The following is a 23,974-nucleotide window of genomic DNA, read 5'->3' as shown; positions in this document are numbered from 1 at the left end:
GCGGCCTGTCGCGCGCGGGCCTTTTACGCCTTCAGTGCGCCCACAGTGACTGCCTGAAGGCGGCGCTGCTGCGGGAAAACGCGAATTCTAGCCGTTCAGCAGCCGGCGCGCCGGCGTTCGACCCAACCGAGCAGCTGCGTCGTCAGGTCGGCCTGGGCGGCGAGCTGCGCGCGCCACGCGAGGCAGACCTCGCGCCAGGCCGCCGGCTCGGGCCAGGCGCCGGCGCCGTCGCCGCCCACGCCGTTCCACGCCCGCCACCACGCGCGCAGCGGCGTGGCCACGGCCGGCGGGACGCCGTCGAGGAAGCGGTCGAGGAAGGCCGCGAGCTTCGCGTCGTGCGCGCCGTCGTGCTGCGGGTACAGCTGCCAGACGAACGGCACGCCGGCCCACATCGCGCGCACCGCCGAGTCCTCGCCGCGCACGAGGTTGACGTCGCTGCTCCACAGCAGGTGGTCGAAGTCGCTCTGCGTCAGGTACGGCAGCGCATGCCGCCGCACGCCCGGCGGCGGCGCGTGCCGCGCCGCGAGCGCCTGCGCCGCACCGGGCGTCAGCAGCACCAGCGTCGGCGTGCCGGCCAGCACCTGCCACAGCCGCGGCAGCGGCGCGTCGGGGTAGCAGAACAGCGTGACGACGCGCTCGCCCGCGCGCGGCGCGATGCCGTGCGCGCCGAGCCATGCGCTGCGGTCGAACGCCGCACGTCGCTCGAGCAGTCCGGGTTCGCGCAGCAGCCCGCCGGTGCGCGGTGTGAAGCCGGGGTGGAAGAAGTGCTTGACCAGCCCCTGTCCGGGCCCGGCGAGCTGCGGTGATGGCAGGTCGTGGCAGCGCTCGACCCAGTCCTCGGCGCTGAGGTACTCGAGGTTCAGCCACAGCGGCGGCACGGTGCGCCGCGCCATGCGCGCGACGAAGGCGTCGGGTGGGTCGCACGCGAAGGCCTCGACGACGACGTCAGCCGGCTCGGCGAGCTCGCTCGCGGCCCAGTCGCGCACCTGCACGCCCGCGGCGCCGCCCGGGGCCATCCACGCCAGCGCCGACGCGTCGTCGGTCCACAGCCGCACCGCCTGGCCGCGCGCGGCGAGGTCGGCGGCCAGGCGCCAGCACACGCCGATGTCGCCGAAGTTGTCGACGACGCGACAAAACACGTCCCAGTGCAGCGGCGCGTGCGCGGCCATCGCGCGATTATCGAAGCGGTGACAATCGCCAGCCGATGAAGGAGACGGCCGAGCCCGCCACTGACGACACCCGCGCTGCCGCCGACGGCAGCGTGCGCGAGCGGCTGCTCGCCGAGGTGGCCGCGCTGCCGAGCCTGCCCGGCGTCTACCGCTACTACGACGCCGCCGGCGCCGTGCTCTACGTCGGCAAGGCGCGCAACCTGAAGAAGCGCGTCGGCAGCTACTTCCACAAGGACCACGGCGGCACGCGCATCGGACACATGGTGTCGAAGATCGCGCGGCTCGAGACGACCGTCGTGCGCAGCGAGGCCGAGGCGCTGCTGCTCGAGAACAACCTGATCAAGACGCTGAACCCGCGGTTCAACATCCTGTTCCGTGACGACAAGAGCTATCCCTATCTGAAGATCACTGGCGTCGCGCCCGTCGACGACCCCACCGCGCCGCTCGCGCAGCGCTACCCGCGCGTGGCCTACTACCGCGGCGCCGTCGACCGCCGCCACCGCTACTTCGGCCCGTACCCGAATGCGTGGGCGGTCAAGGAGACGATCCAGCTGCTGCAGAAGGTGTTCCGGCTGCGCACCTGCGAAGACACCGTGTTCGCGAACCGCTCGCGGCCGTGCCTGCTGTACCAGATCCGCCGCTGCTCGGCGCCTTGCGTCGGCCTGATCGGCGCGGCCGACTATGCGCGCGACGTCGCGTCGGCCGAGCGCTTCCTGCGCGGCCAGACGCAGGAGGTGCTCGACGAGCTGCAGGCGCGCATGATGGCGCACGCCGAGGTGCTCGAGTTCGAGAAGGCGGCCGAGCTGCGCAACCAGATCGCGGCGCTCGCGCGCGTGCTGCACCAGCAGGCGGTCGAGGCGAGCAGCCTGAGCGCGGCCGACAAGGACGTCGACATCATTGCCGTTGCGGTGCGCGGCGGCCGCGCCTGCGTGAACCTCGCGATGGTGCGCGGCGGCCGCCACCTCGGCGACCGCGCCTACTTCCCGACGCACGTCGACGACGCGACCGCGCTCGCCGGCGACGACGACGCCGCCGAGCCGCGCTCGCCCGAGGTGCAGGTGCTCGAAGCCTTCGTCGCGCAGCATTACCTCGACCAGCCGGTGCCGCCGGCGCTCGTCGTGAGCCACCCGATCGATGCGGCGCTCGTCGACGCGCTCGCCCGCCAGGCGGGCATCAAGGTCAGCGTGCAGCACCAGCCGCGCGAGCAGCGGCGCATCTGGCTCGAGATGGCGGCCCAGGGCGCCGAGATCGCGCTCGCGCGGCTGCTGTCGGAGGAGGGCTCGCAGAAGGAACGCACGCGCGCACTCGCCGACGCGCTCGCGCTCGACGTGGCCGACCTCGACGCGCTGCGCATCGAGTGCTTCGACGTCAGCCACACCGCCGGCGAGGCGACGCAGGCCAGCTGCGTCGTCTACGAGCACCACCAGATGCAGCCGGCGCAGTACCGCCGCTACAACGTCACCGGCATCACGCCCGGCGACGACTACGCCGCGATGCGCCAGGTGCTCACGCGCCGCTACGCCAAGCTCGCCGAGGGCGTGGCCGCCAGCAGCGCGAAGATGCCCGACGTCGTGCTGATCGACGGCGGCAAGGGGCAGGTCGCCGTCGCGCGCGAGGTGTTCGAAGAGCTCGGGCTGGACCTCTCGCTGATCGTCGGCGTCGAGAAGGGCGAGGGGCGCAAGGTCGGCCTCGAGGAGCTCGTGTTCGCCGACGGGCGCGAGAAGGTGTACCTGGGCGCCGATTCGGCGGCGCTGATGCTCGTCGCGCAGATCCGCGACGAGGCGCACCGCTTCGCGATCACCGGCATGCGTGCGAAGCGCGCGCGCGTGCGCACCGGCGCGAGCCGGCTCGAGGACATCCCGGGCGTCGGCCCGAAGAAGCGCGCGCGGCTGCTGCAGCGCTTCGGCGGCGTGCGCGGCGTGGCCAGCGCGAGCGTCGACGACCTGGCCAGCGTCGACGGGATTTCGAAGGAACTGGCCCAGGAGATCTACCGTGCGCTGCATTGAAGCTGGCGTGCCCCGCGATGACGCGGGTGGCGTCCGTCGTGCGACGTGCGCCGCATACTGCCGGCCGCAGCGCGACTGCTTGATCGCCTCGTCCGGCGCGTGCCGAGGCGGCACCGACGGCGAGCCGCGCCCGCAGCGCACTCAGGGCCAGACGATCGTGGCCAGCCGTAGCATCGAGGGCGCGCGCCACAGCACGAGCACTCGGCCGTCGTGCACGGTCACGGTGGCGGTGGCCTGGTCGGTGTCGGCGTCGGCGGGGCGCAGCAGCTGCCACTGGGTGCCGCCGTCGCGCGAGACGGCGAGGGCGAGTTGGCGGGTACTGGCGAGCGCGTCGGCGTCGTGCTTCGTCGGCCAGTCGCCCCACGCCGCGGCCACCACTTCGCCGGAGCAGGCCACGGCAACGAACTTGCCGCTGTCGTCCAGCTGCGCTCCGGCGGCGCCGTCGTCGAGGTCGGGCTCGGTCAGTGTCAGCCAGTCGTCGTCGCTGCGCGCCACGTGGGCGTCGTTGGTACCGGTGTGGAAGCCGACGAAGCGCCGCGTGCCGCTGCGGCACATCGACGGGTCGTAGCCCGGCTGCACGATGCGCCGTGCCGACTGCGTCGCGCCGCTGGCCGGGTCCAGACGCGCGTGGTACAGCGCGACCTGGCTGCCGCTGCCGTGGCGGTGGTCGCGCCATACGACCTCGGGTGCCTCGTCGTCGGCGCAGGCCAGTGCGGCGCCGGAGCTCTCGGCGCTCGTGTCGCGCACAGGGGCGCGCCAGGCGCTGCCGTCGTGCACCGCGGTCACCAGCGGCCCCTCGCTCTGCGACGGCTGGTCGCTCCAGGCGACGGCGCGGCGCAGCGTGCCGCCGCGCTGCCACACACAGGCAGCGGGCATCGCCGGCCCGGCCGGCGCAGCGCCGAGGTCGACCTCCGCGCCCCAGGTGCGGCCCCCGTCGGCCGACTCGCGGGCGATCACCCGCCGCGTGGGCGCCAGTTGCACGTAGACGGCCAGCAGGTGCTGGCCGCGAGCCGCGACGCTGCCGTTGTTGGCCGCCGCGGCGAGCAGCGTCTTGACGGGCGCGGCGTCCTCCCACCGCGTGGCGTAGAGCCGGTTGTCCTCGCTGTGCAGCGTTACCGGCACGTCGGCGAACACGACGCCCTGCTGGCTGGTCAGTGGCACCGCGACCGTCGCCGTGCCGGTGTCGAGCGCATGCAGCGTGATCGACGGGGTGGCAGGAGCTGGTGCCGGAGCTGGCGCAGGAACCGGCGGTGAGGCCGGCGCGGCGGACATCGCGCTGTCGCCGCCGCCGCATCCGGCGAGCAGCAGCAGGCTGGCGATGGCGGTCAGTACGGTGTGGTGCGGTGTCATCGGGCCTCCCCAAGATCGACAGCCGGTGATATCGGCAGCGTGGGCGCCACACTTTTTCTAGCGTCGACGCGGCCCGGGGTGCAGGCTGTGCGGACTTTCACGCGAACCGGCGATGATCGGGCACGGCGAGCGCGCTGTCGCGCGACCGGATGCGGCTCGCCGGCAGGCCTCAAGCGCACGTTGGGCACAATCGGCCGATGTTCTTCACCGTGCCGACCCTGCTGACCTGGGCGCGCATCGTCGCGATCCCGCTGATCGTCGGCGTGTACTACCTGCCGCTGGATACGGCCACGCGCAACGTCGCGGCCACCGCGATGTTCGTGCTGTTCGCGCTGACCGACTGGCTCGACGGCTGGCTCGCGCGCAAGCTGAACCAGACTTCGTCGTTCGGCGCCTTCCTCGACCCGGTGGCCGACAAGTTCCTCGTCTGCGCGGCACTGCTCGTGCTGGTGCACCTGCAACGCGTCGACGCGCTGGTGGCGCTGATCATCATCGGCCGCGAGATCGCGATCTCGGCGCTGCGCGAGTGGATGGCGCAGATCGGGGCGAGCCGCAGCGTCGCGGTGCACCTGCTCGGCAAGCTGAAGACCACCGCGCAGATGGTCGCGATCCCATTCCTGCTCTACGACGGGGGTCTGTTCGGCGTCATCGACACGCGGCTGTGGGGCACGGCGCTGATCTGGGTCGCCGCGGTGCTGACGATCTGGTCGATGATCTACTACCTGCGCAAGGCGCTGCCCGAGATCCGCGCGAAGGCCCGGTGATGGACCGCGAGTTGCGCGACGCCGCGTTCGTGCGTGCGATGCCCGGCGTGTTCGTGCTGATCTGGAGCACCGGCTTCGTCGTCGCGCGCTACGGCATGCCGCACGCGCCGCCGATGTCGTTCCTCGCGTGGCGTTACGCGCTGTCGGTGGCCGCGTTCGCGGTGTGGATCGCCCTGGCGCGCCCGTCGTGGCCGCGCGACCGTGCGCAGTGGGGGCACCTGGCCGTGACCGGCGTGCTGATGCACGCGGGCTACCTCGGCGGCGTGTGGGCCGCGGTCAAGGCGGGCATTCCGGCCGGCACGGTCGCGCTGATCGTCGGGCTGCAGCCGCTGCTGACGGCGCTGTGGGTCTCGTACAGCGGTGCCGAGCACCGCGTGCTGCCGCGCCAGTGGGCCGGGTTGCTGCTCGGGTTGGCGGGGCTCGCGCTGGTGGTCGGACGCAAGGTCGGGCTGGGCGAGGTGACCCCGGTCAACTTCGCGCTGTCGCTGCTCGCGCTGGCGGCGATCACGGCCGGCACGCTGTACCAGAAGCGCTTCGTTGCGCCGTGCGACGTGCGCACCGCGAACACGGTGCAGTTGCTGGCCGCCTTCGCCGTCACGGCGCCGCTGGCGCTGCTCGAGACCGAACCCGTCGTGCCGCATCCCGAGCTGATCGGCGCGATGGCGTGGTCGGTGCTCGCGCTGACGCTGGGTGGCAGCTCGCTGCTGTACCTGCTGATCCAGCGCGGCGCGGCCACGCGCGTGACGAGCCTGATGTACCTCGTGCCGCCGTGCACCGCGGTGCTGGCGTGGTGGCTGTTCGACGAGGCGCTCGGGCCGGTCGTGCTCGCCGGCATCGCGCTGACCGCCGTCGGCGTCGCGCTCGTCGTGCGCCAGCCGCTGCCGCCGTCATCCCCCACCCCGAAGGAGACGCTCACATGACGACCCATCGCATCGCCGTCATCGCCGGTGACGGCATCGGCCAGGAAGTGGTGCCCGAGGGGCTGCGCGTGCTCGACGCCGTGGCGAGGCGCTTCGGCATCGCGCTGCAGCTGGAGCACTTCGATTTCGCGAACTGCGCCTACTACGCGAAGCACGGCAAGATGATGCCCGACGACTGGAAGGAACAGCTCGCCGGCTTCGACGCGATCTTCTTCGGTGCGGTGGGCTGGCCGGCCACCGTGCCCGACCACGTCTCGCTGTGGGGCTCGCTGATCAAGTTCCGCCGCGAGTTCGACCTCTACGTGAACCTGCGCCCGGCGCGGCTGATGCCAGGCATCCGCTCGCCGCTCGTCGACCGCCACGGGCAGCCGCTCGCGCCGGGCGACATCGACATGCTGATCGTGCGCGAGAACACCGAGGGCGAGTACTCGAGCGTCGGTGGGCGAATGTACGAGGGCACCGAGCGCGAGATCGTGATCCAGGAGACGGTGATGTCGCGCACCGGCGTCGACCGCGTGCTGCAGTACGCGTTCGAGCAGGCGATGCGGCGCCCACGCCGCAAGCTGACCTCGGCGACGAAGAGCAACGGCATCGCGATCACGATGCCGTACTGGGACGAGCGCGTCGACGCGATGGCCAGGCGCTACCCGCAGGTGAGCGTCGACCGCTTCCACATCGACATCCTGTGCGCGCACTTCGTGCAGCGGCCGCAGCAGTTCGACGTGGTGGTGGCGAGCAACCTGTTCGGCGACATCCTGTCCGACCTCGGGCCGGCGTGCACCGGCACGATCGGCATCGCGCCGTCGGCCAACATCAACCCGACGCGGCAGTGGCCGAGCCTGTTCGAGCCGGTGCACGGCTCGGCGCCCGACATCGCGGGCCGCGGCATCGCGAACCCGATCGGGCAGATCTGGACCGCGGCGCTGATGCTCGACTTCCTCGGCCACCGCGACGCGCACGACGCGATCGTGCGCGCGATCGAGGCCGTGCTCGACCCGGCGAGCGGCGCCCCGCGCACGCCCGACATCGGCGGCAGCGCCGGCACCGTCGACGTCGGGCGCGCGGTCGCGCAGGCGGTCGAGGCCCGCGTCGCCTGACGGCGCCGCTGCCCCGTGGCGTACCGGGTGTCGTGCATGCATCCCGGCTGGTGGGCGCCGCCTCGGGTGCGACGTCATGCGCATAGAATCCGCGTCCCGCGCTTGACACCGTCGGGCGGCGCGGTCTGTAATGGCCGCCGCCGTCTGCAGTATGTGCCACGGCCGCACCGCAGGCTTCGACGCCCGCCGACCGCGATCAACGAGACACCTTCCGAGGGGGAAGTTCGTGAACAAGAGTGACATGATCGAACACATCGCCAAGCAGGCCGACATCTCGAAGGCCGCCGCCGCGCGCGCCCTCGACGCGATGATCGGCGGCGTAAAGGCGACGCTGAAGAAGGGCAACTCGGTCTCGCTCGTCGGCTTCGGCACGTTCACGGTCAGCAAGCGCGCCGCGCGCACCGGCCGCAACCCGCGCACCGGCGCGGCGATCAAGATCAAGGCCGCCAAGCTCGCCAAGTTCAAGCCGGGCAAGGCGCTCAAGGACGCCCTCAAGTGAGTCGGCGGTGCGGCCGTGCCTCGCGCGCGGCCAGGCCGGGTGCTTAGCTCAGCCGGTAGAGCGGCGCCCTTACAAGGCGTAGGTCGGCGGTTCGAACCCGTCAGCACCCACCACCGGGCATCGCCGCCCCGCCGCTAGAATCGACCCCATCATGCGGGATGCGCGCCGGGCCCCGCGGCCGGGCGCTTGCCTGCACAGCGCGAGGCGAACTCCGGTTCGCCTTTCGTGTCTTTGCCACTGGCATCGCGCCGCGCGGCGCTGCCTGCGAGGTCGCCCATGTTCGAGTTCGTCCGCACCCACACCAAGCTGCTGCTGTTCGTGCTGGTGATCCTGATCATCCCGTCGTTCGTCTTCTTCGGGGTGCAGGGCTACACGCAGTTCAACGATCCGAGCAACCGCACGGTGGCCAGCGTCGACGGCCGCAAGATCACGCAGCGCGAGTGGGACGCCGCGCACCAGCGCCGCATCGAGCAGGTGCGCCGGCAGGTGCCGGGCATCGACGCGCGCCTGCTCGACAGCCCCGAGTTCAAGCGCGAGACGCTCGACGCACTGGTGCGCGACGAGGTGCTGCGCCGCGCCGCCGAGAAACTGCACCTGGCGACCACCGACGAGCGGCTGCAGCGCAGCTTCCTCAACGACCCGCAGCTGGCCTTCCTGCGCCAGGCCGACGGGCGCATCAACCGCGACCTGCTCGCCGCGCAGGGCATGAGCGTCGAACAGTTCGAATCGCGGCTGCGCTACGACCTCACGATCCAGCAGGTGCTCGACGGTGTCGCCAACTCGGCCACGCCGGCGGCGCTGCCGGCGCGCACCGCGCTCAACGCGCTGCTCGAGCGCCGCGAGGTGCAGGTGCAGACCTTCGCCGCCAGCGACTACGCGACGACGGTGCGCCCCAGCGACGACGACATTGCCGCGTACTACAACGATCCGGCGAACCAGGCGCAATTCCGGGCGCCGGAGCAGGCGCGCATCGAGTACGTCGTGCTCGACCTGCAGGCGCTCGCGCGCGGCATCACCGTGCCCGAGGAGGACCTGCGGAAGTACTACGAGGAAAACGCCGCGCGCTACACGCAGGCCGAGGAGCGCCGCGCGAGCCACATCCTCGTCAAGGCCGACCGCAGCGCGAGTGCCGACGAGCGCGCGAAGGCCAAGGCCAAGGCCGAGTCGCTGCTCGCGCAGGCACGCGCGAACCCGCAGCAGTTCGCCGCGCTGGCCAAGGCCCACTCCGACGACCCCGGCTCGGCGGCGCAGGGTGGCGACCTCGACTGGTTCGGCCGCGGCGCGATGGTCAAGCCGTTCGAGGATGCGGTGTTCGCGATGAAGCCCGGCGAGATCAGCCCGCTCGTCGAGACCGACTTCGGCTACCACATCATCCGCCTCGACGCCGTGCGTGGCGGCGAGCGCCGGCCGTTCGACAGCGTGCGCGCCGAGATCACCGAGGAGGTGCGGCGCCAGCTCGCGCTGCGCAAGTACGCCGAAGCGGCCGAGCAGTTCTCGAACACCGTCTACGAGCAGCCCGACAGCCTGCAGCCCGTGGCCGACAAGCTCGGCCTGGAGGTGCGCACCGCCACCGTGCAGCGCACCCCCGCGCCGGGCGCCAGCGGTGCGCTCGCATCGGCGTCGCTGCTCGAGGCCGTGTTCGCCGAGGCGTCGCTGCGCACGCGGCGCAACACCGAGGCGATCGAAGTCGGTGCGAACCAGCTCGCGTCGGCGCGCGTGCTCGAGCACCAGCCGCAGCGCGTGCGCCCGCTCGACGAGGTCAGGGACCAGGTGCGCGCCCGCGTCGTGGCGCAGCAAGCCGCAGCACTTGCGCGCAAGGACGGCGAGGCCCGTTTGGCGGCGGTGCGCGGTGGCGACACGACCGGGCTGCCCGCGCCGGTCGTGCTGTCGCGCGACAACCCGCGCGGCCAGCCGCGCGAAGTCGTCGACGCCGTGCTGCGCGCCGACGCGGCGTCGTTGCCGGCGGTGTTCGGCGTCGACCTGGGCGAGCGGGGCTACGCCGTCGTGCGCCTGAACGCCGTGCAGCCACCGGCAAACGACCTGCCGCAGCTCGCGCAGCTGCAGCCGCGCTACGCCCAGGCCTGGGCCGCGGCCGAAGCGCAGGCCTACTACGACGCACTCAAGCGCCGTCTGAGGGCCGAGGTCAGGTCCGACGTGAAGGCGCCTTGACCAGACTGCAGGGACGCGGGCCTGCCGCTCGTCGGCGGCCTCGGCGCCGTCCTATAATGCCGGTCTTCTCGCGACGGTGGCTGTAGCTCAGTTGGTAGAGTCCCAGATTGTGATTCTGGTCGTCGTGGGTTCGAGTCCCATCAGCCACCCCACCTGAACCGCGATACGCAAACGGCCCCGACGGGGCCGTTCTGCTTTGATGGGTGCTGCCGCAGCCTGCGCGACGCTTCGCTTCAGTAGTTCAAGCCCATTGCCTCGCGCACGTCCCTCATCGTGCGCTTGGCCACCGCGCGCGCGCGCTCGGTGCCGAGCTCGACGACCCAGTGCACCTGTTTCGGGTTCGCGAGGTAGGTCTCGGCGCGCTCGCGCCACGGTTGCTGTTCCTTGACGATCGCGTCGATCACCGGCTGCTTGCACTCGAGGCAGCCGATGCCGGCGCTGGTGCAGCCCTTGACGACCCATTCCTTCGTCGCGTCGTCGCTGTAGAGCTTGTGGAACTGCCACACCGGGCAGCGCTGCGGGTCGCCGGGGTCGCTGCGGCGCACGCGCGCGGGGTCGGTCGTCATGCCGCGGATCTTCTTCTCGACCACCGCAGGCTCGTCGCGCATCAGCACGGCGTTGCCGTAGCTCTTGCTCATCTTCGCGCCGTCGAGGCCGGGCAGGCGCAGCACCTCGGTGTGCAGCGCCTGCGGCTCGGGCAGGATCGTCTTGCCGCTGCCGCGCAGGTGGCCGAGCAGCAGCTCGGTGTCGTCGTCGCTCCAGCCGACGACGTTCGCCGCCGCCTTGTGCACGATCGCCTCGCCCTTGGCCAGCGCCTCGGGCGAGCCGGTCTCGCCGAAGGCCTTGCGCTGCTTGTCGAAGTAGCGCGCGTCGTCGCGGCCGAGCTTGGCCAGCGCCGCGGCCACGCGGGTCTCGAAGCCGGGCACGCGGCCGTACAGGTGGTTGAAGCGGCGTGCGACTTCGCGCGTGAGCTCGACGTGCGAAGCCTGGTCTTCGCCGACCGGCACGTAGGCGGCCTTGTAGATCAGGATGTCGGCCGCCTGCAGCAGCGGATAGCCGAGGAAGCCGTAGGTCGCGAGGTCGCGGTCCTTGAGCTTTTCCATCTGGTCCTTGTAGGTCGGCACGCGCTCGAGCCAGCCCAGCGGCGTGCCCATCGCCAGCAGCGTGAACAGCTCGGCGTGCTCGGGCAGGCGGCTCTGGATGAAGATCGTGCAGCGGTCGGGGTCGAGGCCGGCGGCGATCCAGTCGATCACCATGTCGTAGACGTGCTTCTCGAGCACGTCGCGCTCCTCGTAGTGCGTCGTCAGCGCATGCCAGTCGGCGACGAAGTAGTAGCAGTCGTACTCGGCCTGCAGCCGCACCCAGTTCTTCAGCGCGCCGTGGTAGTGGCCCAGATGCAGCGAGCCGGTCGGGCGCATGCCCGAGAGCACGCGCGCGCGCGGCGCGGGGGCGGGGGGGACAGGGGCGTCGGCGGTCATCGTCGGCTCGCGGGTCGGGCGGGGAGGCGCGGATTGTAGGCAGCCGCCCGTGCGGCGACGGCGTGCCAGCGCCTACACTGCGCGCCCCATGATGCGCATCGTGATCCTGATCTCGGGCCGCGGCTCGAACCTGCGTGCGCTGCTGGACGCGGCCGAGGCCGAGCGCTGGCCGGCGCAGGTGGTCGCGGTGGTCAGCGACCGCCCCGATGCGGCCGGCCTCGCGGTCGCGCGCGGGCGCGGCGTGGCCACGCAGGTCGTCGACCGCCAGCGCTTCGCCAGCCGCGAGGCGTTCGACGCCGCGCTCGCTGCCGCCGTCGACGCGCTCGCGCCCGACCTCGTCGTGCTGGCCGGCTTCATGCGCATCCTCGACGCCGGCTTCGTGCAGCGCCACGCCGGGCGCATGATGAACATCCACCCGTCGCTGCTGCCGGCCTTCGCCGGCCTGCACGTGCACCGCCGCGTGCTCGAGGCCGGCTGCAAGCTCAGCGGCGCGACGGTGCACTTCGTCACGCCCGACCTCGACCACGGCCCGATCGTGATCCAGGCGGCGGTGCCGGTGCACGCCGACGACACCGAGGCGACGCTGGCCGCGCGCGTGCTTGAGCGCGAGCACGTGATCTACCCGCGCGCGGTGCGCTGGTTCGTCGAGGGCACGCTGCACGTCGAGCGCGGCATCGTCACGCAGCTGCGCGGCGAGCCGCAGTGGCTGCTGTGAGCTGACACCGCCGCAATGCATCCGGGCGCCTTGCTCGACCTCGCCGCCGCGCTGCTGCGCGAAGTGCTGGCCTTCGACGCGCCGGCCGACGGCGTCGTCTCGGCCTTCCTGCGTCGCCACCGCCAGCTCGGCGCGCGCGAGCGCCACGCGCTCGCCGAGACGACGTACGCCGTGCTGCGCGAGCGCCTGCTGCTGCAGCACCTCGCGCAAAGCGGGCGCGGTCCGCTCGAGCGGCGGTTGGCCGCGCTCGGCTGGCGTGGTGACGCCACCGTCCTCGAGCGCGCGCTCGAGCCGGCCGAGCGCGAGTGGCTCGCGCAGGTGCGCGCCGTCGACCGCGCCGCGCTGCCCGACAAGCTGCGCCACAACCTGCCGGACTGGATCGCGCAGGCGCTGCGCGCGCAGCTCGGCGACGACGGGTTCTGGCCGCTGGCGGCTGCGCTGCTCGAGCCGGCGCCACTCGACTTGCGCGTCAACGTGCTGAAGGCCCGGCGCGACGCGGTGCAGGCGGCGCTGGCCGCGCTCGGCATCGATGCGGTGCCGACGCCGTATTCGCCGTGGGGCCTGCGCGTGCAGGGCAAGCCGGCGTTGCAGAAGACGCCGCCGTTCCTCGCCGGCGAGGTCGAGGTGCAGGACGAGGGCAGCCAGTTGCTCGCGCTGCTGACCGGCGCGCGCCGCGGCGAGATGGTGGTCGACTTCTGTGCCGGTGCCGGCGGCAAGACGCTCGCGCTCGGCGCGATGATGCGCAGCACCGGGCGGCTGTACGCGTTCGACGTCTCGGCGTCGCGGCTCGAGGCGCTCAAGCCGCGGCTGGCGCGCAGCGGGCTGTCGAACGTGCACCCGGTGCGCATCGCGCACGCGCGCGACGAGCGCGTCAAGCGGCTGGCCGGCAAGGTCGACCGCGTGCTCGTCGACGCGCCGTGCTCGGGACTGGGCACGCTGCGCCGCAACCCCGACCTGAAGTGGCGGCAGTCGCCGCAGGCCGTGCAGGAGCTGGCGGCCAAACAGAAGGCGATCCTCGACGCGGCGGCGACGCTCGTCAAACCCGCGGGCCGTCTCGTCTACGCGACCTGCAGTCTGCTCGAGGCCGAGAACGAGGCGATCGCCGCCGACTTCGGTGCGCGCCACCGCGACTTCGCAGCGCTGCCGGTGGCGGCGCTGCTGCACGACGCCGGCGTCGCCGACGCCGAGTCACTCGCCGCCGGCAGCCACCTGCGCCTGTGGCCGCACCGTCATGGCACCGACGGGTTCTTCGCCGCCGTGTGGCAGCGAGCTTGACACAACTCAACAAATCGGCCGGTTGGCGAGTGCCGGCGGCTGCCGGATCGGCGCTTCGCTCGGTTTTTCGGGCCTTTGCTCGCCCCCGTACCCCTAGAATGATCGTCGGCTGACCCCATGTCGTGGGTTGGACTTCTGGAATCCTGAATGAACGAACTGTCCCTGCTGTGGAGCTCGCTGGTGGACTGGCTGGCACACGGCCTGCTCGACGCGTCGTGGTGGCACATCGTCGCTTTCACGCTCGTGACGACGCACATCACGATTGCTTCGGTGACGATCTTCCTGCATCGCTCGCAGGCGCACCGCGCCCTCGACCTGCACCCGATCCCGTCGCACTTCTTCCGCTTCTGGCTGTGGCTGACCACCGGCATGGTGACGAAGGAGTGGGTCGCGATCCACCGCAAGCACCACGCCAAGTGCGAAACGCCCGAGGACCCGCACAGCCCGCAGACGCGCGGCATCAAGACGGTGCTGCTGCAAGGCGCCGAGCTGTACCGCGCCGAGGCCAAGGTGCAGGAGACGCTCGCCAAGTACGGCCACCAGACGCCCGACGACTGGCTGGAGCGCCACGTCTATTCCCGCTACACGTGGCAGGGCGTGGGGCTGCTGCTGATCCTCGACCTGCTGCTGTTCGGTGCCATCGGCGCGACGGTGTGGGCCGTGCAGATGCTGTGGATCCCGATCACGGCGGCCGGCATCATCAATGGCCTGGGGCACTGGTGGGGCTACCGCAACTTCGAGGCGCCCGACGCCTCGACGAACATCTCGCCGTGGGGCATCCTGATCGGCGGCGAGGAACTGCACAACAACCACCACACGTACCCGACCTCGGCGAAGCTGTCGGTCAAGCCGTTCGAATTCGACATCGGCTGGGGCTACATCCGCGCGCTCGAGATGCTCGGACTGGCCAAGGTGCGCAAGACGCCGCCGAAGCTCGCGCTGGGTCCGATCAAGCCGGTGGCCGACGGCAAGACGCTCGAAGCGATCATCGCCAACCGCTACGAGGTGATGGCGCGCTACGGCGCCGAACTGAAGCGTGCGGTCGCGGCCGAGATCGACCGGCTGAAGGCGCAGGGCGCCGAGAATAGCGCGCGCTGGAAGGAGCTGCGACTGGCCAAGCGCTGGCTGCACCGCGATGACGACAAGATCCCGCCGGTGGTCAAACCGCAGATCGACGAGGCGGTGCGCTCAAGCCCGTCGCTGGCCAAGCTGGTGGCGATGCGCGAGGAATTGCGCGCGTTGTGGACGCGCCGCAACGTGTCGGCCGAGCAGCTCGTCGCCGATTTGCAGGCCTGGTGCAAGAAGGCCGAGAGCAGCGGCATCAAGGCGCTGCAGGAATTCTCGCTCAAGCTGCGCGCGGCGACGCCGGCCTGACGGCCCCTCGGGGCTATCCGGCTGCCGATGACGAGGCCCGCGGTACGCGGGCCTCGTCGTTTTGACGGCGAGCCGGTGCCGGCCGACCGCGCACGGGTCGAACGCGGGCGCCCCCACCCGGAGAAAAACGAAAGGCCCGCATCGCGGGCCTGGGGGACCTCGGGATCACGCCGCGAGGCGGCGCGACCGCCGCAGCCGGTTCACTTCAGCTTCGTTTCCTTGTACAGCACGTGCTTGCGTGCCTTCGGGTCGAACTTCATGAATTCGAGCTTTTCGGGCGTCGTCTTCTTGTTCTTGCTCGTCGTGTAGAAGTGCCCGGTGCCGGCCGTCGATTCCAGCTTGATCTTGTCGCGTCCGCCTTTGGTGGCCATCTCGCTCTCCTGGGTCAGGGGTTCAGAGCTCGCCCTTGGCGCGCAGGTCGGCGACGACCTGGTCGATACCGACCTTGTCGATCAGTCGCAGCGCGGCGTTGCTCACGCGCAGTCGCACCCAGCGGTTCTCGCTCTCGAGCCAGAAGCGGCGGTACTGCAGGTTGGGCAGGAACCGGCGCTTCGTCTTGTTGTTGGCGTGGGATACGTGGTTCCCGACCATCGGGCGCTTGCCCGTGACTTGACAGACGCGTGCCATGACGCTTCTCCGGAGGATTTCAGCAAAGCCGCAGATTATAGCCGGTGACGCGGCCGTTGCGAGCGCCTCGCTCAACCCTGCTGCTGCTCGAGAAAACGCTGCGCGTCCAGCGCGGCCATGCAGCCGGTGCCGGCGCTCGTGATCGCCTGGCGGTAGACGTGGTCCTGCACGTCGCCGGCGGCGAACACGCCGGGCACGCTGGTCATCGTCGCCATCCCCTCCAGACCGGAGCGGGTGACGATGTAGCCGTCCTTCATCTCGAGCTGGCCCTTGAAGATGTCGGTGTTCGGCTGGTGGCCGATCGCGATGAAGCAGCCTTTCAGCGCCAGCTGCTTGGTGCTGCCGTCCAGCGCGTTCTTCAGCCGCACGCCGGTGACGCCGCTGGCGTCGCCGAGGACTTCGTCGAGCGTGTGCCACAGGTGCAGCTCGATCTTGCCGGCGGCGACCTTGTCCATCACCTTGTCGACCATGATCGGCTCGGCGCGGAACTTGTCGCGCCGGTGGATCAGGTGCACCTTGGTCGCGATGTTCGACAAGTACAGCGCCTCTTCGACGGCGGTGTTGCCGCCACCGACGACGCACACCTCCTCGCCGCGGTAGAAGAAGCCGTCGCAGGTCGCGCAGCCGCTGACGCCGCGGCCCATGAACGCCTGTTCGCTCGGCAGCCCGAGGTACTTCGCGCTCGCCCCCGTGGCGACGATCAGCGCGTCGCAGGTGTAGCTGCCGGCGTCGCCCTTGAGGCGGAACGGCCGCTGCGACAGGTCGACCTCGTTGACGTGGTCGAACACGATCTTCGTGTCGAAGCGCTCGGCGTGCTGCTGGAAGCGCTGCATCAGCTCGGGCCCCTGCACGCCCATCACGTCGGCGGGCCAGTTGTCGACCTCGGTCGTCGTCATCAGCTGGCCGCCCTGCGCCATCCCGGTGATCAGCACCGGCTTCAGGTTGGCGCGCGCGGCGTAGATCGCCGCGGTGTATCCGGCAGGGCCGGAGCCCAGGATCAGCACCCGGGCGTGGGTCGAAGGCGTGTTCATCGGAGGAGCTCGCAGGCGATGGGCAGGGGAGGGCGGCGGCCGAGTGCGAGGCGTCGCGTCGGCCCCACGGCGCAGCATAGCCGGCGCCACTTCCGCGTGCCGACCAGCCACTTGATCGGCACAATAGTGAAATTCTAGGCGTTTGCGGCGATTCGATAGCGGGGTGGTGGGACGACCCGCGGCCGCGATCGGCACCACGACACCACAACGAAAGGGCCAGCCGATGTCGATGTTGTCCAACCTGGACTTGATCCGCCGCGTGCCGCTGTTCTCGATGCTGACCGCCGACCAGGCGCAGGTCATCGCCGACAGCGTCGTCAAGCGGCGCTTCCGCCGCGGCGAGATCGTCGTCGAGCAGGGACGCAAGAGCAACGCGCTGTTCATCCTGCTCAACGGCCGCGCGCGCGTGCTGACGTCGGACTCGCGCGGGCGCGAGGTGATCCTCGCGGTGCTGCAGGCCGGCGACTACGTCGGCGAGATGAGCCTGATCGACGGCGAGCCGCACTCGGCCACCGTGCGCGCCGAGGTGCAGACCGACATGCTCGTGCTCGGGCGCAGCGAGTTCGCGCGCTGCCTGCCCGAGCCGACGAGCCTGGCCTACGCGATCCTGCGCGGCCTGGTCGCACGGCTGCGCGCCGCCGACCGGCAGATCGAGTCGCTCGCGCTGCTCGACGTCTACGGCCGCGTGGCGCGGGCGCTGCTCGACATGGCCGAAGACGACAAGGGCGTCAAGATCATCCGCAGCAAGGTCTCGCGCCAGGATCTGGCCAAAGTCGTCGGTGCGTCGCGCGAGATGGTCAGCCGCGTGATGAAGGACCTCGAGGAGCGCGGCCACATCGAGACGCAGGACAACGGCTGGGTCGTCCTGAAGGACCGGCTGCAGCGCGACTGAGCCGCGCCACCCGGTGGCGCGGGCGGCTGGGCTCGCGAATCGGGCCACAATCGTGGCCATGACGTTTCCGTTGGGATCGCTGCGCAGCGAGGCGGCCGGCGTGTCGCCCGCGCGCAAGGGCACGCAGGCGGCCGCGGCCGCCGAGTCGGAGGCGGGCCTGCGCTGGCCGCGTCGCGTCGTGCTGTCGCTGGCCGCACTGGTGTGGCTGCTCGGCGTGCTCGCGCTGGCGACGCACCACCCGGGCGATGCGGCCTTCACGACTTCGGGCGACGGTGCGCCGGTGCGCAATGCCGTCGGGCGGGTCGGCGCCTACCTGTCCGACGTCGCACTGTTCGCCTTCGGGTGGTCGGTGTGGTGGCTGCCGCTGGTCGCGCTGCGCGCCTGGCTCGGCGCGCTCGCGCGTGCGCTGCGCCGCAGCGACGGCACCGAGCCGCCCGCGGCGCCGTGGACGTCGGCGCGCTGGGTCTGGACCGGCACCGCGATGCTGATGGCCGCCAGCTGCGCGCTCGAGTGGACGCGCCTGTACCACTGGGAGTCGACGCTGCCGGGCCACGCCGGCGGCGTCGTCGGCGCGACGCTCGGGCCGCTGAGCATGACGTGGCTGGGCTTCGTCGGCTCGGGCGTCACGTGGATCGCCGCGCTCGTGCTCGGCAGCGCGCTGGCGCTGCGCTTCTCGTGGCTGCGCTGGGCCGATGCGCTGGGCGCGTGGATCGTGAACCTGCGCGAGCGTCGCGAGGAGCGGCGCCAGCGTGCCGAGGACCTGCGCCTGGGCGAGGCGGCGCTGCGCGAGCGCGAGCAGGTCGTCGAGACCGAGCGCGAGCACATCGCCGAGCACGAGCCCATCGTGATCGAGCCGCCCGTCGTCTCGGTGCCGAAGTCGGAGCGCGTGGCCAAGGAGCGCCAGCAGCCGCTGTTCACCGAGCTGGCCGACACCAAGCTGCCGCAGGTCGACCTGCTCGACGCCGCGCCGCCGCGGCAGGAGTCGGTCACGCCGGAGTCGCTCGAGATGACGAGCCGGCTGATCGAGAAGAAGCTCAAGGACTTCGGTGTCGAGGTGCGCGTCGTCGCCGCCGCGCCCGGGCCGGTGATCACGCGCTACGAGATCGAGCCGGCCACCGGCGTCAAGGGCGCGCAGGTCGTCAACCTCGCGAAGGACCTGGCGCGCTCGCTGAGCCTGGTCAGCATCCGCGTCGTCGAGACGATCCCCGGCAAGACGACGATGGCCCTCGAGCTGCCCAACGCCAAGCGGCAGACGATCCGGCTGGCCGAGATCCTCGGCTCGCAGGCCTACAACGACGCCGCGTCGCAACTGACGCTCGGGCTGGGCAAGGACATCGTCGGCGCGCCGGTCGTGGCCGACCTGGCCAAGATGCCGCACTGCCTGGTGGCCGGCACCACCGGCTCGGGCAAGTCGGTGGGCATCAACGCGATGATCCTGAGCCTGCTGTACAAGGCCGAGGCGCGCGACGTGCGCCTGATCCTGATCGACCCGAAGATGCTGGAGCTCAGCGTCTACGAGGGCATCCCGCACCTGCTGTGCCCGGTCGTCACCGACATGAAGCAGGCGGCCAACGCGCTGAACTGGTGCGTGGCCGAGATGGAGCGGCGCTACAAGCTGATGAGCAAGCTCGGCGTGCGCAACCTCGCCGGCTACAACCGCAAGATCGCCGACGCCGCCGAGCGCGGCGAGCCCATCGGCAACCCGTTCAGCCTGACGCCCGAGCAGCCCGAGCCGCTGGACCGCCTGCCGCACATCGTCGTCGTGATCGACGAGCTGGCCGACCTGATGATGGTCGTCGGCAAGAAGATCGAGGAGCTGATCGCGCGGCTGGCGCAGAAGGCGCGCGCGTCGGGCATCCACCTGATCCTCGCGACGCAGCGCCCGAGCGTCGACGTCATCACCGGGCTGATCAAGGCCAACATCCCGACGCGCATCGCGTTCCAGGTCGCGAGCAAGATCGACAGCCGCACGATCCTCGACCAGATGGGCGCCGAGGCGCTGCTCGGCCAGGGCGACATGCTGTACCTGGCCAGCGGCACCGGGCTGCCGGTGCGCGTGCACGGTGCCTTCGTCAGCGACGACGAGGTGCACCGTGTCGTCGAGTACCTGAAGGCGCAGGGCGAGCCGAACTACATCGAGGGCCTGCTCGAGGGCGGCACGCTCGACGGCGACGGCGGCGCGGCCGGTGGCGAGGCGGGTGCTGGCGGTGGCGGCGAGAGCGACCCGCTGTACGACCAGGCGGTGGCGATCGTGCTGCAGCACAAGCGCGCGTCGATCTCGCTCGTGCAGCGCCACCTGCGCATCGGCTACAACCGCGCGGCGCGGCTGCTGGAACAAATGGAGCAGGCCGGACTCGTATCGCCGATGGCCACCAACGGCAACCGCGAGATCCTCGTGCCGCGGCGCGACGAATGAGACCCGCGCTGCACCGGCGTGCGCTGATCGTGGCCGTCGCGCTGCTGCCCGCGCTCGCGCGGGCCGACGCGGTCGACACGCTGCGCGAGTTCGTGCGCGAGGTCAAGAGCGGCCGCGCCGCGTTCACGCAGACCGTCACGTCGCCCGACGGCAAGCGCACGCGCACGTCGAGCGGGCGCTTCGAGTTCGCGCGCCCCGACCGCTTCCGCTTCGCCTACACCAAGCCGTTCGAGCAGCTGATCGTCGGCGACGGCCAGCAGGTGTGGATCTACGACCCCGACCTGCAGCAAGCCAGCGTGCGCCCGATGGCGCAGGCGCTCGGCGCGACGCCAGCCGCGCTGCTGACCGGCAGCGCGATCGAGCGCGACTTCGACCTCGTCGCGTTGCCGGCGCGCGACGGCCTCGAGTGGGTGCAGGCGCGGCCCAAGCGGCCCGAGGGCAGCAGCTTCGAGGTGCTGCGCGTGGGCTTCGCGGGCCGGCAGCTGGCCGCGGTCGAGATCGTCGACGGCTTCGGCCAGACCTCGGTGCTGCGCTTCAGCGACGTCGAGCAGGGCGTCGCGCTGCCGCCCGAGACGTTCCGTTTCGCGCCGCCGGCGGGCGTCGCGGTGCTGCGGCCGTGAGCCCTCGCGCGTGAACGCGCCCAATCCCTCGCTGTTCGACGACGCCGACCCGGCGCCGGCGCCGGCGGCGGCCGACGCGCCGCTGGCCGAGCGCATGCGCCCGCGCACGCTCGACGAGGTCATCGGGCAGGCGCACCTGCTCGGCCCCGGCAAGCCGCTGCGCGTCGCGTTCGAGCGCGGGCAGCCGCACTCGATGATCCTGTGGGGCCCGCCGGGTGTGGGCAAGACGACGCTGGCGCGGCTGCTCGCGCAGATCGCCGGTGCCGAGTTCATCGTCATCTCGGCGGTGCTCGGCGGCGTCAAGGACATTCGCGACGCCGTCGAGCGCGCGCAGGCCGCGCGCGCGGCCGGCCGGCGCAGCATCGTCTTCGTCGACGAGGTGCACCGCTTCAACAAGGCGCAGCAGGACGCGTTCCTGCCGCACGTCGAGTCGGGGCTGTTCACCTTCGTCGGTGCGACCACCGAGAACCCGTCGTTCGAGGTCAACTCGGCGCTGCTGTCGCGCGCGACGGTGCACGTGCTGCAGCCGCTCGCGCCGGCCGAACTCGCGCGGCTGCTCGAGCGCGCGCGCGCCGTCCTCGGCGCGCCGCCGCTGACCGCCGCGGCGCGCGAGCGCCTCGTCGCCTACGCGGACGGCGACGCGCGCCGGCTGCTCAACGCCTACGAGAACCTCGTGCGCTCGGCCGGCGCCGCCGACGTGCTCGACGAGGCGGCGCTCGAGACGGCGCTCGGCGAGATGCTGCGCCGCTACGACAAGGGGGGCGAGCAGTTCTACGACACGATCTCGGCGCTGCACAAGGCGGTGCGCGGCTCCGACCCCGACGCCGCGCTGTACTGGCTCGTGCGCATGCTCGACGGCGGCGTCGACCCGCGCTACGTCGCGCGCCGCGTGCTGCGCATGGCCAGCGAGGACATCGGTCTGGCGGACCCGCGCGCGCTGCGGCTGGCGCTCGACGCGGCCGAGGTCTACGAGCGCCTGGGCTCGCCCGAGGGCGAACTCGCGCTCGCGCAGGCGGTGGTCTACCTCGCGGTGGCGCCGAAGTCCAACGCCGTCTACCGCGCGTGGAACGATGCGCGCGCGTTCGTCAAGCGCGACGGCACGCGGCCGGTGCCGCTGCGGCTGCGCAACGCACCCACCGCGCTGATGAAGGATCTCGACTACGGGCGCGGCTACCGCTATGCGCACGACGAGGCGGGCGGCTTCGCCGCCGGCGAACGCTACCTGCCCGACGACCTGCCCGACGTGACGTTCTACGAGCCGGTGCCGCGCGGCCTCGAGCTGCGCATCGGCGAGCGGCTGGCCGAGCTGCGTGCGGCCAACGCGCGCGCCGCCGCCGCCCGTGCCACGGACGCCCCCACCGGGTCGCAGGGGTAAGCCCCGCCATGGGGCGCCCTTGGGCGCGCCTACAATCCGCGCCGCCCTGCCGACCCGGCGGCGCCCGGTGATCCCGTTGGCGCGTGACGCGGCCGGGAACGGGCCTGCATCCACAGGCAGACGGCACGGGTCCCGCGGGGGCGCGCGTGCCGTGGGCGGGCACACACGGGAGACCCTCGATGGAGATCTTGTTTCAGCAGATCATCAACGGTCTGGTGCTGGGCAGCATGTACGCGCTCGTCGCACTGGGCTACACGATGGTCTACGGCATCATCGGCCTGATCAACTTCGCGCACGGCGACGTGCTGATGGTGGGCGCGCTCACCAGCTGGACCGTCGTGACGCTGCTGGCCGCCAGCGGCCTGCCGGGCTGGCTGGTGATGCTGATCTCGCTGGCGTGCGCGATCGTGATCTGCGCGACGCTGAACTTCACGATCGAGAAGGTGGCCTACCGGCCGCTGCGCAGCGCGCCACGGCTGGCGCCGCTGATCACCGCGATGGGCATGAGCCTGCTGCTGCAGACGCTGGCGATGATCATCTGGAAGCCCAACCCCAAGCCGTACCCGCTGCTGCTGCCGACCGACCCGATCCACCTCGGCGGGCCGGTGATCAGCGTGACGCAGGTGCTGATCCTGGTGACCACCGCCGTCGTGCTGACGGCGCTGATGTTCATCGTCAACAAGACCAAGCTCGGGCGCGCGATGCGCGCCACTGCCGAGAACCCGCGCGTGGCCGCGCTGATGGGCGTCAAGCCCGACATGGTGATTTCGGCGACCTTCATCATCGGCGCGTCGCTCGCGGCGGTGGCCGGCGTGATGTGGGCCGCCAACTACGGCACGGTGCAGCACTCGATGGGCTTCCTGCCCGGACTCAAGGCGTTTTGCGCCGCGGTGCTCGGCGGCATCGGCAACCTGGCCGGCGCGGTGGTCGGCGCGCTCGTGCTCGGGCTGGTCGAGGCGATCGGCGCGGGCTACCTTGGCCAGCTCACCGGCGGCGTGCTGGGCAGCCACTACGCCGACATCTTCGCGTTCGTCGCGCTGATCCTCGTGCTCACGCTGCGCCCGCAGGGCCTGCTCGGCGAGCGCGTGGCCGACCGGGCTTGAGGAGGCGACCGTGAAGAGCCAGAAACTCGTCGTCTTCCTGATCGCCGCGCTCGCGCTGATCGCGCTGCCGCTGGTCGCGCAGCAGTTCGGTCAGGGCTGGGTGCGCATCATGGCCATCGCGCTGCTGTACGTGATGCTCGCGCTGGGGCTGAACATCGTCGTCGGCTACGCCGGCCTGCTCGACCTCGGGTACGTGGCCTTCTACGCCGTCGGCGCGTACATGTTCGCGCTGATGGCCAGCCCGCACCTGTTCGAGACTTTCGAGTGGATCGCCGCCGCGTTCCCGAATGGGCTGCACACGCCGATCTGGGTCGTCGTGCCGCTGGCGGCGTTCCTCGCGGCGATTGCCGGCATCCTGCTCGGCATGCCGGTGCTCAAGCTGCGCGGGGACTACCTGGCCATCGTGACGCTCGGCTTCGGCGAGATCATCCGCGTGTTCATGAACAACCTCGAGCACCCGGTCAACATCACCAACGGCCCGCGCGGGCTCGACCGCATCGACCCGATGACGATCTTCGGGTTCAGCTTCGGGCGGCCGCTGGACATCGGCGACTTCCGCATTCCGTCGGTGACGCTGTACTACTGGCTGTTCCTCGTGCTCGTCGTCTTCAGCGTCGTCATCTGCTACCGCCTCGAGCGCTCGCGCATCGGCCGCGCGTGGATGGCGATCCGCGAGGACGAGATCGCCGCCAAGGCGATGGGCATCAACACGCGCAACATGAAGCTGCTCGCGTTCGCGATGGGCGCGACGTTCGGCGGCGTCTCGGGCGCGATGTTCGCGGCGTTCCAGGGCTTCGTCTCGCCCGAGTCGTTCAGCCTGATGGAGTCGATCATGATCGTCGCGATGGTCGTGCTCGGCGGCATCGGCCACCTGCCGGGCGTGATCCTGGGCGCGCTGCTGCTGGCCGCGCTGCCCGAGGTGCTGCGCTACGTCGCCGGCCCGCTGCAGGAGCTCACCGGCGGGCGCCTCGACGCGGCGATCCTGCGCCAGCTGCTGGTGGCGCTGGCGATGATCTCGATCATGCTGCTGCGCCCGCGCGGGCTGTGGCCCTCGCCCGAACACGGCAAGGCCGCGCCGGCGCCGGTGCGCTGAC

Annotated in this window: 21 protein-coding genes and 2 tRNA genes; 17 read left to right on the top strand and 6 right to left on the bottom strand. The window is 71.5% G+C overall.

Annotated features, from left to right (window positions below; genetic code table 11):
• Positions 1–95: 95 nt before the first annotated feature.
• Positions 96–1,169 (bottom strand): elongation factor P maturation arginine rhamnosyltransferase EarP, encoded by a 1,074-nt coding sequence (earP, locus tag MOJ79_RS12960; RefSeq protein WP_241924532.1) that lies wholly within the window; start codon positions 1,167–1,169, stop codon positions 96–98.
• A gap of 35 nt (positions 1,170–1,204) precedes the next feature.
• Here earP and uvrC point away from each other — a divergent pair, with 35 nt between their 5' ends.
• Positions 1,205–3,175 (top strand): excinuclease ABC subunit UvrC, encoded by a 1,971-nt coding sequence (gene uvrC, locus MOJ79_RS12955; protein ID WP_241924531.1) that lies wholly within the window; start codon positions 1,205–1,207, stop codon positions 3,173–3,175.
• A 141-nt stretch (positions 3,176–3,316) separates the two neighbouring features.
• Here the strand turns inward: uvrC and MOJ79_RS12950 are convergent, their stop codons facing one another.
• Positions 3,317–4,525, bottom strand: a complete 1,209-nt coding sequence (locus MOJ79_RS12950) for a hypothetical protein (RefSeq protein ID WP_241924536.1) — start codon at positions 4,523–4,525, stop codon at positions 3,317–3,319.
• A gap of 197 nt (positions 4,526–4,722) precedes the next feature.
• On the opposite strand from MOJ79_RS12950, the gene pgsA reads away from it, so the two are divergent.
• The 7 genes from pgsA (at position 4,723) to MOJ79_RS12915 (ending at position 10,126) form a co-directional block, all read left to right on the top strand.
• On the top strand, positions 4,723–5,289 hold the full coding sequence (gene pgsA / locus MOJ79_RS12945) for a CDP-diacylglycerol--glycerol-3-phosphate 3-phosphatidyltransferase (protein ID WP_119288395.1): 567 nt from the start codon (positions 4,723–4,725) through the stop codon (positions 5,287–5,289).
• The gene (locus MOJ79_RS12940) at positions 5,289–6,209 is read left to right on the top strand and encodes a DMT family transporter (protein WP_241924530.1); all 921 of its coding nucleotides are present in this window, start codon (positions 5,289–5,291) and stop codon (positions 6,207–6,209) included. The genes pgsA and MOJ79_RS12940 overlap by 1 nt, the downstream gene beginning before the upstream one ends.
• Positions 6,206–7,306, top strand: a complete 1,101-nt coding sequence (locus MOJ79_RS12935; RefSeq protein ID WP_241924529.1) for a tartrate dehydrogenase — start codon at positions 6,206–6,208, stop codon at positions 7,304–7,306. Before MOJ79_RS12940 ends, MOJ79_RS12935 begins: the two co-directional genes overlap by 4 nt.
• A gap of 226 nt (positions 7,307–7,532) precedes the next feature.
• Positions 7,533–7,805, top strand: coding sequence for an HU family DNA-binding protein (locus MOJ79_RS12930; RefSeq protein ID WP_119288400.1), 273 nt, complete (start codon positions 7,533–7,535; stop codon positions 7,803–7,805).
• A gap of 37 nt (positions 7,806–7,842) precedes the next feature.
• A tRNA-Val gene (locus MOJ79_RS12925) sits at positions 7,843–7,918 on the top strand.
• 163 nt (positions 7,919–8,081) lie between these two features.
• Positions 8,082–9,974, top strand: a complete 1,893-nt coding sequence (locus MOJ79_RS12920) for a SurA N-terminal domain-containing protein (RefSeq protein WP_241924528.1) — start codon at positions 8,082–8,084, stop codon at positions 9,972–9,974.
• A gap of 76 nt (positions 9,975–10,050) precedes the next feature.
• Positions 10,051–10,126: transfer RNA gene (locus MOJ79_RS12915), tRNA-His, on the top strand.
• Positions 10,127–10,207: 81 nt separating this feature from the next.
• Here MOJ79_RS12915 and MOJ79_RS12910 read toward each other — a convergent pair.
• Complete coding sequence (locus tag MOJ79_RS12910; protein ID WP_241924527.1) at positions 10,208–11,452, bottom strand: tryptophan--tRNA ligase; 1,245 nt, start codon at positions 11,450–11,452, stop codon at positions 10,208–10,210.
• Positions 11,453–11,540: 88 nt separating this feature from the next.
• Between MOJ79_RS12910 and purN the strand changes: the two genes are divergently transcribed.
• The 3 genes from purN (at position 11,541) to MOJ79_RS12895 (ending at position 14,816) form a co-directional block, all read left to right on the top strand.
• On the top strand, positions 11,541–12,167 hold the full coding sequence (gene purN, locus MOJ79_RS12905) for a phosphoribosylglycinamide formyltransferase (protein ID WP_241924526.1): 627 nt from the start codon (positions 11,541–11,543) through the stop codon (positions 12,165–12,167).
• A gap of 15 nt (positions 12,168–12,182) precedes the next feature.
• Positions 12,183–13,442, top strand: a complete 1,260-nt coding sequence (locus MOJ79_RS12900) for an RsmB/NOP family class I SAM-dependent RNA methyltransferase (protein WP_241924525.1) — start codon at positions 12,183–12,185, stop codon at positions 13,440–13,442.
• Positions 13,443–13,589: 147 nt separating this feature from the next.
• Positions 13,590–14,816, top strand: coding sequence for a DesA family fatty acid desaturase (locus tag MOJ79_RS12895; RefSeq protein WP_119288410.1), 1,227 nt, complete (start codon positions 13,590–13,592; stop codon positions 14,814–14,816).
• 200 nt (positions 14,817–15,016) lie between these two features.
• Here the strand turns inward: MOJ79_RS12895 and rpmG are convergent, their stop codons facing one another.
• From rpmG to trxB, 3 genes are all read right to left on the bottom strand, one after another.
• On the bottom strand, positions 15,017–15,187 hold the full coding sequence (rpmG, locus tag MOJ79_RS12890; protein WP_119288412.1) for a 50S ribosomal protein L33: 171 nt from the start codon (positions 15,185–15,187) through the stop codon (positions 15,017–15,019).
• Positions 15,188–15,209: 22 nt separating this feature from the next.
• Positions 15,210–15,443, bottom strand: a complete 234-nt coding sequence (gene rpmB / locus MOJ79_RS12885) for a 50S ribosomal protein L28 (RefSeq protein ID WP_119288414.1) — start codon at positions 15,441–15,443, stop codon at positions 15,210–15,212.
• A gap of 71 nt (positions 15,444–15,514) precedes the next feature.
• Complete coding sequence (trxB, locus tag MOJ79_RS12880) at positions 15,515–16,474, bottom strand: thioredoxin-disulfide reductase (protein WP_241924524.1); 960 nt, start codon at positions 16,472–16,474, stop codon at positions 15,515–15,517.
• A gap of 223 nt (positions 16,475–16,697) precedes the next feature.
• Between trxB and MOJ79_RS12875 the strand changes: the two genes are divergently transcribed.
• The 6 genes from MOJ79_RS12875 (at position 16,698) to MOJ79_RS12850 (ending at position 23,973) form a co-directional block, all read left to right on the top strand.
• The gene (locus tag MOJ79_RS12875; protein WP_119353839.1) at positions 16,698–17,366 is read left to right on the top strand and encodes a Crp/Fnr family transcriptional regulator; all 669 of its coding nucleotides are present in this window, start codon (positions 16,698–16,700) and stop codon (positions 17,364–17,366) included.
• Between the two features lie 58 nt (positions 17,367–17,424).
• On the top strand, positions 17,425–19,782 hold the full coding sequence (locus tag MOJ79_RS12870) for a DNA translocase FtsK (protein WP_241924523.1): 2,358 nt from the start codon (positions 17,425–17,427) through the stop codon (positions 19,780–19,782).
• Positions 19,779–20,402 (top strand): outer membrane lipoprotein chaperone LolA, encoded by a 624-nt coding sequence (lolA, locus tag MOJ79_RS12865; RefSeq protein WP_119292923.1) that lies wholly within the window; start codon positions 19,779–19,781, stop codon positions 20,400–20,402. The genes MOJ79_RS12870 and lolA overlap by 4 nt, the downstream gene beginning before the upstream one ends.
• 94 nt (positions 20,403–20,496) lie before the next feature.
• Positions 20,497–21,777 carry a replication-associated recombination protein A gene (locus MOJ79_RS12860; protein ID WP_241924535.1) on the top strand — a complete coding sequence of 427 codons (1,281 nt, stop codon included), beginning with the start codon at positions 20,497–20,499 and terminating at the stop codon, positions 21,775–21,777.
• Between the two features lie 179 nt (positions 21,778–21,956).
• On the top strand, positions 21,957–22,880 hold the full coding sequence (locus MOJ79_RS12855) for a branched-chain amino acid ABC transporter permease (protein ID WP_241924522.1): 924 nt from the start codon (positions 21,957–21,959) through the stop codon (positions 22,878–22,880).
• A gap of 10 nt (positions 22,881–22,890) precedes the next feature.
• Complete coding sequence (locus MOJ79_RS12850; RefSeq protein ID WP_241924521.1) at positions 22,891–23,973, top strand: ABC transporter permease subunit; 1,083 nt, start codon at positions 22,891–22,893, stop codon at positions 23,971–23,973.
• Position 23,974: the final 1 nt, after the last annotated feature.

This window comes from Calidifontimicrobium sp. SYSU G02091, assembly GCF_022631395.1.
Lineage (GTDB): Bacteria > Pseudomonadota > Gammaproteobacteria > Burkholderiales > Burkholderiaceae_C > Calidifontimicrobium > Calidifontimicrobium sediminis.
The sequence above is the reverse complement of the archived record's forward strand: the minus strand, read 5'-3'. Positions and strand labels throughout refer to the sequence as shown.

Coding starts and splice junctions, on each gene's coding strand:
- MOJ79_RS12900 (WP_241924525.1), top strand. CDS start 12,183: ATGCATCCGGGCGCCTTGCTCGACCTCGCCGCCGCGCTGCTGCGCGAA.
- MOJ79_RS12895 (WP_119288410.1), top strand. CDS start 13,590: ATGAACGAACTGTCCCTGCTGTGGAGCTCGCTGGTGGACTGGCTGGCA.
- MOJ79_RS12910 (WP_241924527.1), bottom strand. CDS start 11,452: ATGACCGCCGACGCCCCTGTCCCCCCCGCCCCCGCGCCGCGCGCGCGC.
- pgsA (WP_119288395.1), top strand. CDS start 4,723: ATGTTCTTCACCGTGCCGACCCTGCTGACCTGGGCGCGCATCGTCGCG.
- purN (WP_241924526.1), top strand. CDS start 11,541: ATGATGCGCATCGTGATCCTGATCTCGGGCCGCGGCTCGAACCTGCGT.
- MOJ79_RS12950 (WP_241924536.1), bottom strand. CDS start 4,525: ATGACACCGCACCACACCGTACTGACCGCCATCGCCAGCCTGCTGCTG.
- uvrC (WP_241924531.1), top strand. CDS start 1,205: ATGAAGGAGACGGCCGAGCCCGCCACTGACGACACCCGCGCTGCCGCC.
- MOJ79_RS12875 (WP_119353839.1), top strand. CDS start 16,698: ATGTCGATGTTGTCCAACCTGGACTTGATCCGCCGCGTGCCGCTGTTC.
- MOJ79_RS12870 (WP_241924523.1), top strand. CDS start 17,425: ATGACGTTTCCGTTGGGATCGCTGCGCAGCGAGGCGGCCGGCGTGTCG.
- earP (WP_241924532.1), bottom strand. CDS start 1,169: ATGGCCGCGCACGCGCCGCTGCACTGGGACGTGTTTTGTCGCGTCGTC.
- trxB (WP_241924524.1), bottom strand. CDS start 16,474: ATGAACACGCCTTCGACCCACGCCCGGGTGCTGATCCTGGGCTCCGGC.
- rpmB (WP_119288414.1), bottom strand. CDS start 15,443: ATGGCACGCGTCTGTCAAGTCACGGGCAAGCGCCCGATGGTCGGGAAC.
- MOJ79_RS12855 (WP_241924522.1), top strand. CDS start 21,957: ATGGAGATCTTGTTTCAGCAGATCATCAACGGTCTGGTGCTGGGCAGC.
- lolA (WP_119292923.1), top strand. CDS start 19,779: ATGAGACCCGCGCTGCACCGGCGTGCGCTGATCGTGGCCGTCGCGCTG.
- MOJ79_RS12935 (WP_241924529.1), top strand. CDS start 6,206: ATGACGACCCATCGCATCGCCGTCATCGCCGGTGACGGCATCGGCCAG.
- MOJ79_RS12920 (WP_241924528.1), top strand. CDS start 8,082: ATGTTCGAGTTCGTCCGCACCCACACCAAGCTGCTGCTGTTCGTGCTG.
- MOJ79_RS12940 (WP_241924530.1), top strand. CDS start 5,289: ATGGACCGCGAGTTGCGCGACGCCGCGTTCGTGCGTGCGATGCCCGGC.
- MOJ79_RS12860 (WP_241924535.1), top strand. CDS start 20,497: ATGCGCCCGCGCACGCTCGACGAGGTCATCGGGCAGGCGCACCTGCTC.
- rpmG (WP_119288412.1), bottom strand. CDS start 15,187: ATGGCCACCAAAGGCGGACGCGACAAGATCAAGCTGGAATCGACGGCC.